We start from the raw sequence: 13534 nt of genomic DNA on the forward strand, positions 1-13534 counted from the left end.
CTGCCCAATTGGTCACGAAAAACTGTTTTCCCCTTCTAACGAGAATTGGTGTAAAAAAAGGGGCCGACGCAAGGAAGCGAGATGCCCGGGGTCGGAGTCGCCGTGCCGGGGCTGCGATTCCGGTCGGTAATTTTTTGTCGAATGCACCTCTGCTGGTTGACTGGTTGGGCTTTCCGTCCTAGCCGGCGATCATAGGAGACAAGGCCCGGTGTCGCTAACCAAACAAATCTTCGCGTGCATCCTGCTTGCGGGCGCGGCGGGCGGGGCTTTTGTCGCCTATCAGTATTTTTTCGACGGCAGCAACGCGGCGGTGATCGAAGACGGGCGCGGCTCCCCCGGCGGGCGCAGCGTGCCGGTGGAGCTCGCCAAGGCGGAATTGCGGTCTCTCGAACGCACAGTCGAGGCGGTCGGCACAACGCGCGCCCGCCAGGCGGTTGAGATCGTGCCCCTGACCAGCGGCCGCGTGGTCCAGATCGCTTTCGAGCCAAGCCAGAAGGTCGAGGCGGGCGACGTTCTGGTCAAGCTCGACGACGATATTCAGCAGGCCGATCTTGTGCAGGCGGAAGCAAAATTAAAAGAGGCCGCTTCCACGGTCGCGCGGGCGCAGATCCTCAGAGGCAACAATACGGTTTCGGAGGCGACGCTCAGTCAGGCCGTCGCCGCGGAGGCCGCCGCCCAGGCCGACGTCGACCGCGCCCGCCGGTGGCTGGCCGACCGCACCGTGCGCGCGCCGTTTTCCGGTATTGTCGGACTGAACCACGTCGATCTCGGCGCCCGGGTCGATGACACCACCGTTCTGACTACCCTCGACGACCGCTCCGAGGTCGAAGTCGAATTCGCGCTGCCGGAAACGCTCTACGGGCAGACCGCGCCGGGCCAGACCGTGGTCGCCAACGCGGTCGCGTTCCCCGGACGGATATTTAATGGCCGCGTCCTGCGCATCGACAGCCGCGTCGATGCGACCTCGCGCGCCTTCAAGGTGCGCGCCACGATCCCCAACCCTGACCTGTCGCTTCCCGCAGGCATGTTCATGCATCTCGCCGTCATCCTCGAGAGGCGAGAGGCGGTGATGATCCCCGAAGAGGCGATCGTCGTCGAGGGCTCGGGCACGTTCGTCTTCCTCGCCGTCGACGGCAAGGCGGTGAGACGCGACGTTGCCATCGGCCAGCGCGAGGTCGGCACCGTCGAGATCCTCACCGGCGTCGGCGTCGACGAAGAGGTCGTGGTGCGGGGCGTGCAGAGCCTGCGCGACGGCATGCAGATCCGCCGGCCCGGCAAGGCCGGCAGCGGGCGGGCGAGACGGGGAGAACCGCAGTGACCTTGTCTGATCTGAGCATCCGGCGGCCGGTGCTCGCCGCCGTCGTCAGCCTGCTGATCATCGTCTTCGGCCTTGCCGCTCTGCTCCGGCTTCCGGTGCGCGAACTGCCGGACATCGATTCGGCGGTCGTCTCCGTGACCACCAACTATGTCGGCGCCAGCCCGGAGACCATCGACACCGACATCACCGAGGTCATCGAGGGTTCGGTCTCGGGGATCAGCGGCATCAAGTCGATCAGGTCCGAGAGCCGCGGCGGGCGCAGCCGCACGGTGCTCGAGTTCGAGACCGGCCGCAACATCGACGAGGCGGCGAACGACGTGCGCGACGCGGTCGGGCGGGTGCGCGGGCAATTGCCCGACGACGCCAGCGAGCCGCGGATCGTCAAGAGCGACAGCGACGCGGACCCGGTGATGCGTCTCGCCGTCACCAGCGACCGGATGAGCGCCGCGGAGATCACCGACTATGTGCAGCGCTATGTGATCGACCGGATCACGACCCTCGACGGCGTCGCCGACGTCGACATTTTCGGCGACCGGCGCTACGCGGTGCGCATCTGGCTCGATCGCCGGGCGATGGCGGCGCGCAACCTCGCCGTCACCGACGTCGGCGCGGCGCTCACGCGCAACAATGTCGAGCTGCCGGCCGGCGAGGTCGAATCCGAACGGCGCCAGTTCACGCTGCGGCTCGACAGCCGTATCGTCAACATCGCGCAGTTCCGCGACATCGTCATCGACCATATCGGCGGCTATCCGGTGCGGCTGCGCGACATCGCCCGCATTGAGCGCGGCGTGGAGAACGACCAGACCTTGGTGCGTGTCGACGGCGTCGAAGCGGTCGGCCTCGGCGTCATGCGCCAGTCGCAGGCCAATACGGTGGCGATCTCGAACGCGGTGCGCGCGGCGCTGGACGGGATCCGACCGACCCTGCCGGCCGGCATGGACATTCGGGTCGGCTCCGATGACGCGACCTTCATCGCCGCCTCGATCCGCGAGGTGCTGATCGCTCTTAGCTTGTCGTTGACGCTGGTGGTGCTGGTCATCCTCATCTTTCTCTTGTCGTTCCGCGCCACGCTGATCCCGTTCGTGACCATTCCGGTGTCGCTGATCGGCTGCTTCATATTGATCTACGCCCTCGGCTTCTCCATCAACGTGCTGACGCTCTTGGCCCTTCTCCTCGGCATCGGGCTCGTCGTCGACGACGCCATCGTCATGCTGGAGAACATCCAGCGCCGCATCGGCCTCGGCGAGAGCCGGCTGGTGGCGAGCGTGCGCGGCGCCCGCCAGGTGACCTTCGCGGTGATCGCCACGTCGCTGACCCTGGTCGCCGTCTTCGTGCCGATCTCGTTCCTGCAGGGCCAGGCCGGGCGGCTGTTCACCGAGTTCGGCTTCGTCATGGCGAGCGCCGTCATCATCTCGACCTTCGTCGCGCTGAGCCTGTGTCCGGCGCTCGCCTCCAAGGTGCTGGCCAATGGGGGCAAGTCGGGCGCGGGCGGCGCATCACGCGGCGTCATGGCGCGGGTCGGCCGTCTGTATCGGGGGGCGCTTACGGCGGCGCTCGGAATGCCCTTGGTGGTGATCCTGCTGGCTCTGGTCTTCGCCGGCGCGAGCTACCAGGTGTTCCGCATTCTGCCGCGCGAACTGACGCCGAAAGAGGATCGCGCCATCGTCTTCGTAAGCCTGACGGCGCCGCAGGGCAGCACCGCCGCTTTCACCGACACGCAGACGCGCGAGGTGGAGGAGCTGGTCGCCCCGTTGCGCGAATCCGGCGAGGTCAAGACGGTCTATTCGATCGTCGGCTCCGGCGGCCGGCCGTATCGGGCGTTCGTCGTGCTGCGCCTGGCGCCATGGGAGGAGCGCGACCGCGACGCGGCGGCGTTGGTCACCGAGCTCGCCCCGAAAATGTCGGCGATCACCGGCGCGCGCGCATCCGTGGGCACGCCGGCCGGACTGGGCCTCAGGGGCGGCAATTCGCCGCTGCGGGTGGTCGTCGGCGGCCCCGACTTCGACAGCGTAAAGGAATGGGCGCAGGCGCTGCTGGCGCGTGCGGAGGAAAATCGGGGATTGCGCGATCCGGAGATCGACTTCGAGCAGAATCAGCCGCAGCTCAGCCTCAGGCTCGACCGCGCGCGGGCCGACGATCTGGGGATCAGCGTCGAGACCATCGCCACCACCCTGCAGACCATGTTCGCCTCGCGTGCCATCACCACCTATATCGACCGCGGGCGCGAATATCCGGTCATCGTCCAGGCCCAGCCGAGCGATCGGCAGCGGCCCGACGACATATCCAACGTCTTCGTGCGCTCGGGCGACGGCAAGACGCTGGTGCCGCTGAGCGCGCTGGCGAGCATATCGGAGGACGCGGCGGCGCCGTCGCTGCGCCGCTACGCCCGCCTGCCGGCGATCACCATCAGCGCGGCGCTCAACGAGGGCTACTCCCTGGGCGCGGCCGTCGACTTCATGGAGCAGGCCGCAAGCGAAATCTTGCCGGTGGAGGCAACGCTCGGCTTCACCGGCCAGACGCAGCAGTTCCAGGAGACGTCGGCCGGCGTCGCCGTCACCTTCGCCCTGGCGCTGCTCATCGTCTATCTCGTGCTCGCCGCCCAGTTCGAAAGCTTCGTGCACCCGGCGATCATCATGCTCTCCGTGCCGCTGGCCATCGCCGCGGCGATCTACTCGTTGTGGTTCGCCGGCCTGTCGGTCAATCTCTACAGCCAGATCGGCATCATCCTGCTGATCGGCCTGATGGCCAAGAACGGCATCCTGATCGTCGAATTCGCCAACCAGCTCCGCGACGAGGGCTATTCGGTCCGCGACGCGGTGATCGAGGCGTCGGTGCTGCGGCTGCGGCCGATCGTCATGACCGTGGTCTCCACGGTTCTCGGCGCGATGCCGCTGGTGCTCGCCTTCGGCGCCGGCGCGGAGAGCCGCTCGGCGATCGGCACGGTGATCGTCGGCGGGCTCGGCTTCGCGTCGATCCTGACGCTGTTCCTGACGCCGGTGCTTTACGACGTTTTCGCCGGCTATACGCGCCCGCGCGGCGCCGTCGAGAAGCTGCTCGAGGCGGAACTCGGCGCCCATGTCGAGCAGGGCGTCGGCGCGGGGGCCACCAAGCGTTAGCAGGCTGCTGAAAAACGGAGATCGAGCCACCGCAAACACCTCTCCCCGGCGGGGAGAGGTCGCCGCGCCGTAGCGAAGCGACCCGGCTACGCCGGAGCGAAGCTCCAGCTTCGCCGAGGCGAGAGGCGGGCGGGCGATGGGGTCTAGGAGTTTCAATAGGTTACGTCGGTCCCCCTCAGCCTGTCCCTCTCCCCACAGGGGCGAGGGAACGCTGGTTCGGCTTCCTTCGCACGTTTTCAACAGCCTGCTAGAGCGAGATAGTATGAGATTGCATCAATTCTGTTTCACGAGCGGTTTGGCCCCGGTTGCGGTTTCCTCGCCGCGAACTATCGTGTAGCGATGGTTCAACCGGTCGGACTCTCCTCAGTCACAGCCGAGACATGAGCGCGAAAGATACCCACCTCAGGGTCGAGGACGAGGCGCTCGTGCGCGGTCGCGGCCGCTTCACCGACGATCTGAAGCCCGCCGATGCGGTCTTCGCCTGCTTCGTCCGCTCGCCTCACGCCCATGCCGAAATTGCCGCCCTCGACGCGGCGGCTGCCCAGGCGCTCCCTGGCGTTCTCGCAATCATCACCGCTGCCGATCTTTCCGGCGAAGGCTATGGTCCCGTCACCCGGCCAAATCCGATGAAGGGCCGCGACGACACGCCCATCGCGGTGCCGCAGCGCCCGGCGCTGGCGGGCGAGAGGGTTCTCCATGTCGGCGAGCCGGTGGCGCTGGTGGTCGCCGAAACGCTCCAAGCCGCTCAGGACGCGGCCGAGCAGGTATCCGTCGACTACGCTCCCCTGAAGGCGATCACGACGGTCGCGCAGGCAGCGGCCGGCGATGCTCCCGAGCTTCACCCCGACGCGCCGGGCAATCTCGCCCTCGACTGGGCGGCGCCTCAGGACGCAGACGGCGGCATCGCGGCGCGGGTCGAAGAGGCCTTCGCGCAATCCGCCCACGTCGCCCAGGCCGATCTCGTCAACCAGCGTCTCGTTGCGGCCTCGCTCGAGCCGCGCGGAGCCACCGCGAGCTACGACGCCGACGCCGACCGCTACACGCTGACCTGCAGCAGCCAGGGGGTCGCCTCGATCCGCAATCAGCTCGTGGCGGCGATGAAGATCGAGCCTGAGCGGCTCAGGGTGCTGACCGAGGATGTCGGCGGCGGCTTCGGCATGAAGGCGTCGTCCTATCCCGAATATGTTGCGCTGCTGTTTGCCGCCAAGACCGTTGGGCGGCCGGTGCATTGGGCGGCGACGCGTTCCGAAGCCTTCATGAGCGACCATCAGGGCCGGGATTCTCTGTGGCGGGCCGAGCTTGCGCTCGATGCCGACGGCGGCTTCCTGGCACTGAAGGTGGACGGGCGCGCCAATGTCGGCGCCTATCTGACGGGCGTCGGCGCGATCTGTTCCACCGCCCACATCACCGGCTGCCTGCCGAGCGTCTACGACATTCCTCTCGCGACCGTGCGCACGCGCTGCTACCTGACCAATACGGTGCCGATCGGCGCCTATCGCGGCGCCGGGCGGCCGGAGGCCAACTATCTCCTGGAGCGACTGGTCGACGAGGCCGCGCGCGTCAGCGGCGTCGACCCGGCCGAGCTGCGCCGGCGCAACCTGATCGCGCCTGACCGCATGCCCTACAAGACCGCCTTCGGAAATAGCTATGACAGCGGCCAGTTTCCGCTCCTGTTCGAGGCGGCGCTTCAGCGTGCCGACCATGCCGGCTTTCCGGCGCGGCGGGCGGCCTCTGAGGCTGCAGGGCGGCTGCGCGGCATCGGTATCGGCTGCTATCTTGAGATCGCCGGCGCCCTGCCGCAGGAGGCTGCGAGGGTTTCCTTTCCCGGCGATGGCAGGGCGCATGTCTCGATCGGCGCCGGACCCGGCGGACAGGGCCATGTCACCGTGTTCCGCCGGCTCGCCGCCGAGCGCCTCGGCGTGGCGGACGAAGAGGTCGTTATCGAGCACGGCGATTCGGCACGCGACATTCCGGGCTTCGGGGTCGTCGCCTCGCGCACCGCGACCATGGTCGGCGGCGCCATCGCGCAGGCCGCAGGCGAGGTCCTGGAAAAGGCCCGTCCCGTCGCCGCGCTGCTGCTGCAGGCTGGCGAGGAAGAATTGGTCCAGGCGGATGGCGGCTTCAGCGTCGCGGGCTCAAAGCGCCATGTTTCGATCTTCGACGTCGCCGCGCGGGCCGGCGAGCTTGGCGAAAGTCTCGACACCGAGGTCAAATTTGCCGCCGCCTCGACCTTCCCGAATGGCTGCCACGTCGCCGAAGTGGAGATCGAGCCCGAGACCGGCGCCGTCTCGATCGTCGCCTACACGGCGGTCGACGATTGCGGGAAGGTTCTCAATCCGGTCATCGTCGACGGCCAGATGCATGGCGGCATCGCCCAGGGGATCGGCCAGGCGCTCGGCGAGGAGACGGTCTACGACCCGGAGAGCGGGCAGCTTGTCTCCGGCTCGTTCACGGATTATGCCTTGCCGCGGGCCGACACGATGCCTCGGATCGTCCTCGACCGTATCGAGGTCGCCTGCACGACCAATCCGCTCGGCCTCAAAGGTACCGGCGAAGCCGGCACGACGGCCGCGCCTTCGGCTGTCATGAACGCGATTCGCCATGCGCTGCCGGGCGATGCCGGGGCGCGGCTCGACATGCCGGCGACCAGCGAGAAGGTGTGGCGGGTCCTGCGAAAGAGAGCTCCGGAGGAGGAAGAAACGCAATGAAGAGAACAACCCCGCCATTCCGCGCCGACATGGTCGGCAGCCTGTTGCGGCCGCAGGCCATAAAGCAAGCCCGCGCCAGGCACGAGGCCGGCGAGATCACGGACGAGGCGCTGCGGGAGGTCGAGGATCGCGAGATCAGGAAGGCGGTCGGGAAGCAGGAGGAGATCGGGCTTCAGGCGGTCACCGACGGCGAGTTCCGCCGTTCCTGGTGGCACTTCGATTTTCTGCAGAAGCTCGATGGCGTGGAGCTCGTCACCGGCAAGCAGACCATCAAGTTCCATGGCGTCGAGACCAAGCCGCGGAGCCTGGAGATCAAGGGCAGGATCGGCTTTTCCGGCCACCCGATGCTCGACCATTTCCGATTCCTCAAGGCGCACACCCGCCGCGTGCCGAAGATGACCATTCCGAGCCCGAGCGTGCTGCATTTCCGCATGGGCCGCAACGTCATCGCGCCGGTCTATCCCGATCTCGAGGAGTTCTTCGCCGACACTGGCGCCGCCTACAAAAAGGCGGTGCGCGCCTTCTACGACGCCGGTTGCCGCTATCTGCAGTTGGACGACGTGGTGTGGGCCTATCTGTGCTCGGAGGAACAGAGGGAGGGTGCTCGCTCGCGCGGAGACGATCCCGACAGGCTGCCGGAAATCTACGTGCGGACGATCAACCAGGCGCTCGAAGGCCGGCCCGACGATCTCGCCGTTACCATGCATGTCTGCCGTGGCAATTTCCGCTCCACCTGGATCTCCGAGGGCGGCTACGAGCCGGTCGCCGAGGTGATGCTGGGCGACCTCGACATCGACGGCTATTTCCTCGAATACGACACCGACCGGGCCGGCGGGTTCGAGCCGCTGCGGTTTCTGCCGGCAGGGAAGAAGCAGGTGGTACTCGGCCTGATCACCTCGAAGACCGGCACGCTGGAGGACAAGGACGACGTCAAGCGGCGCATCGACGAGGCGACCAAATATGTCGATCTGCAGCGGCTCTGCCTGAGCCCGCAATGCGGCTTCGCCTCGACCGAGGAGGGCAACATCCTCACCGAGGAGGCCCAATGGGCGAAGCTCGCCGAAATCGTCGAGATCGCCGGCGAGGTGTGGGGCTGATCGAAACCCGGCGGCGGGTCGCGGCGCACCGATAATTGCCATGACAGTAGCGAGGTTCGGCATCGGCGCTTCCCTTCGGCGCAAGGAGGACCAAGCGCTCATCACCGGCCGCGGCCGGTACACGGCGGACATCCTGCCGGAAGGCGCGGTTCATGCGTCGATCGTGCGCGCGCCGGTCGCCCATGCGCGGTTCAGCTTGACAGGGATCGGCGATGCGCGGGCCGCCCCCGGCGTGCTCGATGTCATCACCGCGGCGGAGACCGCCGCTCTCGGTCCTCTGCCCTGCAGAGGCATGTATGAGAACGCCGACGGCACGATGCCGCCGGTGCCGCCCTATCCGATCCTGCCGGCAATTACCGTGCGCCATGTCGGCGAGGCGGTGGCGATGGTCGTCGCCGAGACGCTTGTCCAGGCGCGCGACGCGGCGGAGATGATCGCTCTCGATTTCGAGGAACTGCCTTGCGTCGTCGAGGCCGAAGCTGCGCTCGCGCCCGACGCGCCGGTGCTGTGGCCGGAAGTCGGCGGCAACCTCGCCATCGAGGCCGCCCACGGCGACAAGGCGGCGACCGACGCTGCCTTCGCCCGAGCCGACAAGGTGGTTAGTCTCAGGCTGGTCAATAATCGGATCGTCACCAACTTCCTCGAGCCGCGCGGCGCCATCGGCCAATTCAACGCCGAAGACGGTCGCTATACGCTGACCTGCGGCTCGCAGGGGGTGCGCCTGTTGCAGCCGGTGCTTGCCGACGACGTATTCCGCGTACCGCGCGAGAAGATGCGCATCGTCACGCCCGATGTCGGCGGCGGCTTCGGCACGAAATTCTTCACCTATCGCGAATATGCGCTGGTCCTGATTGCGGCCCGCCGGATCGGCCGGCCGGTCGCCTGGGTCGGTGAGCGGGTCGAGCATTTCCTGGCCGACTATCACGGCCGCGACCACGTCTCATATGCCGAGCTGGCGCTCGACAAAGACGCCCGTTTCCTCGCGCTCAGGGTCGACACCATCGCCAATCTCGGCGCCTGTCTCGGCCAGATGGCGCTGTTCGTTGCCGCCAACGGCGCCGGCATGGTGCCGGGGTGCTACCGCACGCCCCACGTCTATGCGCGCGTGCGCGGCGCCTACACCAACACCGTCCCGGTCGACGCCTATCGCGGCGCCGGCCGGCCGGAAGCCGCCTATCTGATCGAGCGGCTGGTCGACAAGGCGGCCTTGGAGCTGGAGCTTGAACCGGACGAGATACGCCGCCGCAATTTCATCGCCCCTGCCGACATGCCCTACACCACGCCGACCGGGCGCACCTACGACACCGGCGACTTCGCGGCCCACATGGACGCGGCGATGGAACTGGCCGACTGGAAGGGTTTTGCCGCACGGCGCGAGGAAAGCGCCCGGCGCGGGCTTCTGCGCGGCATCGGCATGGCGACCTATATCGAGGCCTGCGCCGGAGGCGGGCCCGAATATGGCGCCGTCGTGCTCGACGAGGAGGGCGGCGCCACCGTCTTTTCCGGCACCCAGACCAACGGACAGGGCCACCATACCGCCTTTGCCCAGCTTGCCAGCGCCGAGCTCGGCATCGAACCCGACAAGATCACCGTCGTCCAAGGCGACACCGACCGCATCCCGCGCGGCTTCGGCACCGGCGGCTCGCGGTCGATTCCCGTCGGCGGCGTCTCGGTCTACAAGGCGGCCGGGCGCCTTGCCGAGCGGGTCAAGGCCCGCGCCGCCGAGCGGTTGGAAGCGGCGCCCGCCGACCTGGAGCTTTCCGGCGGCAAGGTGCGCATCGTTGGCACCGACCGGTCGGTGGCGCTCGCCGAAATCGTCAAGGCCATGCCGGTGGACGAGCGCACCGAGACCGAGGACTGGGAGCCGTCGGCGCCGACCTTCCCCAACGGCACCCATATTGCCGAGGTCGAAATCGATCCCGAGACCGGATCGGTGGCGATCCAGCGCTATTGCGTGGTCGACGATTTCGGCACAGTCCTCAATCCACTGCTCTTGGAGGGGCAGATCCACGGTGGTATCGCCCAGGGGGTCGGCCAGGCGCTCACCGAACGTACCGTCTACGACCCGGAATCGGGGCAGCTCATCACCGCCTCGCTGACGGACTATTGCCTGCCGCGCGCCGACGACCTGCCGAGCATCGGCTTCGAGACGCGTAACATACCCTCGGCCACCAACGCGCTGGGCATGAAGGGCGCCGGCGAGGCCGGGGTGATCGGCGCCTGCCCCGCCGTCGTCAATGCCGTGGTCAACGCGCTCAACGCGGCGGCCGCCATCACCCATGTCGACATGCCGGCGACCCCTGAGACGATCTGGCGCGCCCTTGACAAGAGTCATGAGGCTTGAACCACGGGTTTGTCGGCGCCAGATGTCATATGAAAGGAAGAGGCAATGCGGAAGCTTGTATTGGCGCTTTTCCTCATGGCTGCTTCGGCGGCAAGCACAGGGGCTGCTGATGACGGCGAGCCGCAATCGGGGGCCGCATTGTCGCGGACCTGGTGCGCGAGCTGCCATCTGATCGGCACCGACGATACACAGGTCGCCCTCGCCGATGCACCGTCTTTTGTCGAGGTCGCCAAGACCATGGGCGAGACGCGGCGCGAAGCGCTCGCCATGTGGCTAACCCGTCCCCACGACGCCATGCCAGACCCGTCGCTGACGCGGGCGGAGATCGCCGACATTCTCGCCTATATCGAGTCGCTGGCGCCATAAGCCTCTACAACGCAAACTCGGCGATAAGCGGCGCGTGAAATGAGCCCGGCGGGTGATCGATGCGGCCAGGCCCGGTCAATTCGTCGAACAGAACCTCATTGTGCACCTCGACGCCGCGCAGCGCGCCGAGCAGGGTGCGGCTGACCAGGATATGGTCGAGCATCAGCGGCCGGCCATGATGGGTCACGGTGTAGCGGCGGTCCTGGGCGATCATGCGGTCGACCGGCACCAGCATGAAACCGGCGAGCGCGCCGTTGCCGGTGTCGTCCTCCGAGCCGACGGCGATCCTCAGAGGCACTTGGTGGTCCTCGGCGTTGAAGTCGCCGGCAATGGCGATCAGCGCCGCCGGGTCTTCGCGGAACATGCGGTCGGCGAGGCGGCGCAGTTCGAGCGCCTGGCCGAGGCGCTTGACGGCGGCCACGAAAAATCCCTCCGCCCATCCCTCGACGCTGTTCCATACGGCGGCCGTGTCCTTGCGACCCGGTATCGGGGCGGCGCGCGGCGCGCGCAGATGCAGGTTGACGACGTGCAGGGGGCGTCCGTCGTCGAGGGTGAGAACCGCGTGGAGGATCGGCCGGTCCCAGGCGATTTCGCTCGCCTCCTCCTCGGCCGGCTCGGCGGTGCTCAGGCGGTAGCGCGGGGCATCGACCAGATCGTGACGGATCTCGGCTGAATGCTGGATCGGCAAGCGCGAGGCGATCACCAGATTGTGCACGTCGGCGACGCCCTCGCCGCCGCGGCCGATGGTCGAGACGAGTTCGTAATCCGCATAGCGCGTGCCGGCGAACAACTGCTTGAGGGACGTAAGCTCGCGCTCGGGCCTATCCGGGACATGCTGCCCGTCGACTTCCTGCAGGCAGATCACGTCGGCGTCGAGCCGCTCGAACTGCGGCGTGAGAATCTGGATGCGCTCGGCCAGCGACGAGGCGCCGGTGCGCTGCGAGCCGAGGGATTCCAGGTTGAACGTGGCGAGGCGCATGGCCCATGATGGGCGAGGCGCGCGCGCCTGAAAAGCGCTTTGCGATACGGGGCGCGGCCTTAATGGAAATTGCGGCCCTTGGGCATCGCCGCGCGGGCCGGATTTGCCCTTCTGTCTGCCGGGTTTGCCGGGCGCTTGACCGCGTCGCAGCGGGCGAACGGCTCGATCTTCTCGCCGCCGTCGGCAAGACGCGTAAGCAGCGGCGTCAAATCGGTCAGGTGCTCTGCGACAATGTGTATCACGCCTTCCTCGTTCTGCAGCCGGCCTTCGACCGACAGGAACCGCGCGCCCAGCACCACCGGGCGATAGCGCTCGAAACTCTTCGGCCAGACGATGATGTTGGCGATGCCGCTTTCATCCTCGAGCGTGGCGAAGATGACGCCCTTGGCGGTGCCCGGCCGCTGGCGCACCAGCACCAGGCCGGCGACCTTCAGGACGGTGCCGGAGCGCAGACCGGCCAGCGCCGCGCAGCGCGCATGGCCCGAGCGGTCAAGGTCTTGGCGCAGGAAGCCGACCGGGTGGGCCTTGAGCGAGAGTTTCAGGAAGCGATAGTCGTTGACGACATGTTCGCCGAGCGGCATCGGCGGCAGGGCCATGTCGGGCTCGTTCTGGCGCAGGCCCCCCGGGCTTGCCGCAAACAGCGGCAGGTCATGATCGCCAGCCGCGCCGTCGAGGCCCTTGACCGCCCACAGGGCGCCGCGCCGGTCGAGGCCGAGCGAGCGAAAGGCGTCGGCGTCGGCGAGCCGCTCCAGCACGTGCGTCCTCAGCTGCGTGCGCAGCCACAGATCGCGCACCGAATCGTAGCCTGCGCCCCGTGCCGCCCGTGCCGCGACCAGCGCGCGGGCATCCTCCTCGTGCAGGCCCTTGATCTGGCGCAGGCCGAGGCGGATGGCGCAGGTGGAATGAATGTCTGCCGCCATCTCGGCATGGTTGGGATGCAGACGGCGGATGGCGCCCTCCTCCGGCTCCAGCGTTGAGTCCCAGTCGGAGCGGTTGACGTCGGGCGGGCACACCGCAACGCCGTGCTCGCGGGCGTCGCGGACGATCTGGGCCGGCGCATAGAAGCCCATCGGCTGGCTGTTGATGAGGGCGGCCGCGAAGACGTCGGGATAGTGGCATTTGAGCCAGGCCGAGGCGTAGACGAGGAGCGCGAAGCTCGCCGCGTGGCTTTCCGGAAAGCCGTATTCGCCGAAACCCTCGATCTGCTTGAAGCAGCGCTCGGCAAAGTCGCGCTCATAGCCGCGGGCAGTCATGCCGTCGATCATCTTGTCGCGGAACGTGTCGATGGTGCCGACGCGGCGGAAGGTCGCCATGGCGCGGCGCAGCCGGTCGGCCTCCGCCGGCGTGAAGCCAGCGGCGACGATGGCGATCTTCATCGCCTGCTCCTGAAACAGCGGCACGCCGAGCGTCTTGCCGAGCACCGCTTCGAGGTCCTTGCTCGGATAGGTGACCGGCTCCTGCCCGGAGCGGCGCTTCAGATAGGGGTGGACCATGTCGCCCTGGATCGGGCCGGGGCGGACAATGGCCACCTCGATGACCAGATCGTAGAAATTGTTGGGCTTCAGGCGCGGCAGCATCGACATCTGCGCGCGGCTTTCGACCTGGA

8 protein-coding genes are annotated in these 13534 nt (G+C 67.6%); 6 read left to right on the forward strand and 2 right to left on the reverse strand.

All coding sequences use genetic code 11. From position 1 onward, the window contains the following. Window positions 1-208 precede the first annotated feature (208 nt). The 6 genes from Q8P46_15420 (at window position 209) to Q8P46_15445 (ending at window position 10949) form a co-directional block, all read left to right on the forward strand. Window positions 209-1318 carry an efflux RND transporter periplasmic adaptor subunit gene (locus Q8P46_15420; GenBank protein MDP2621534.1) on the forward strand — a complete coding sequence of 370 codons (1110 nt, stop codon included), beginning with the start codon at window positions 209-211 and terminating at the stop codon, window positions 1316-1318. Then, on the forward strand, window positions 1315-4434 hold the full coding sequence (locus tag Q8P46_15425; GenBank protein MDP2621535.1) for an efflux RND transporter permease subunit: 3120 nt from the start codon (window positions 1315-1317) through the stop codon (window positions 4432-4434). Before Q8P46_15420 ends, Q8P46_15425 begins: the two co-directional genes overlap by 4 nt. A gap of 380 nt (window positions 4435-4814) precedes the next feature. After that, window positions 4815-7142, forward strand: a complete 2328-nt coding sequence (locus Q8P46_15430; GenBank protein ID MDP2621536.1) for a xanthine dehydrogenase family protein molybdopterin-binding subunit — start codon at window positions 4815-4817, stop codon at window positions 7140-7142. Then, window positions 7139-8239 (forward strand): 5-methyltetrahydropteroyltriglutamate--homocysteine S-methyltransferase, encoded by a 1101-nt coding sequence (locus Q8P46_15435; GenBank protein ID MDP2621537.1) that lies wholly within the window; start codon window positions 7139-7141, stop codon window positions 8237-8239. The genes Q8P46_15430 and Q8P46_15435 overlap by 4 nt, the downstream gene beginning before the upstream one ends. Window positions 8240-8279: 40 nt before the next feature. Then, entirely contained in the window at window positions 8280-10583 is a 2304-nt protein-coding gene (locus Q8P46_15440; GenBank protein ID MDP2621538.1) for a xanthine dehydrogenase family protein molybdopterin-binding subunit, read from the forward strand. A 45-nt stretch (window positions 10584-10628) separates the two neighbouring features. Beyond that, complete coding sequence (locus tag Q8P46_15445; GenBank protein MDP2621539.1) at window positions 10629-10949, forward strand: cytochrome C552; 321 nt, start codon at window positions 10629-10631, stop codon at window positions 10947-10949. A 4-nt stretch (window positions 10950-10953) separates the two neighbouring features. Here the strand turns inward: Q8P46_15445 and Q8P46_15450 are convergent, their stop codons facing one another. Next, complete coding sequence (locus Q8P46_15450) at window positions 10954-11928, reverse strand: endonuclease/exonuclease/phosphatase family protein (GenBank protein ID MDP2621540.1); 975 nt, start codon at window positions 11926-11928, stop codon at window positions 10954-10956. 59 nt (window positions 11929-11987) lie between these two features. Continuing rightward, the coding region (locus tag Q8P46_15455) for an OB-fold nucleic acid binding domain-containing protein (GenBank protein ID MDP2621541.1) at window positions 11988-13534 on the reverse strand (1547 nt) is incomplete at its 5' end.

The organism is Hyphomicrobiales bacterium, assembly GCA_030688605.1.
Classification (GTDB): Bacteria; Pseudomonadota; Alphaproteobacteria; order Rhizobiales; family NORP267; genus JAUYJB01.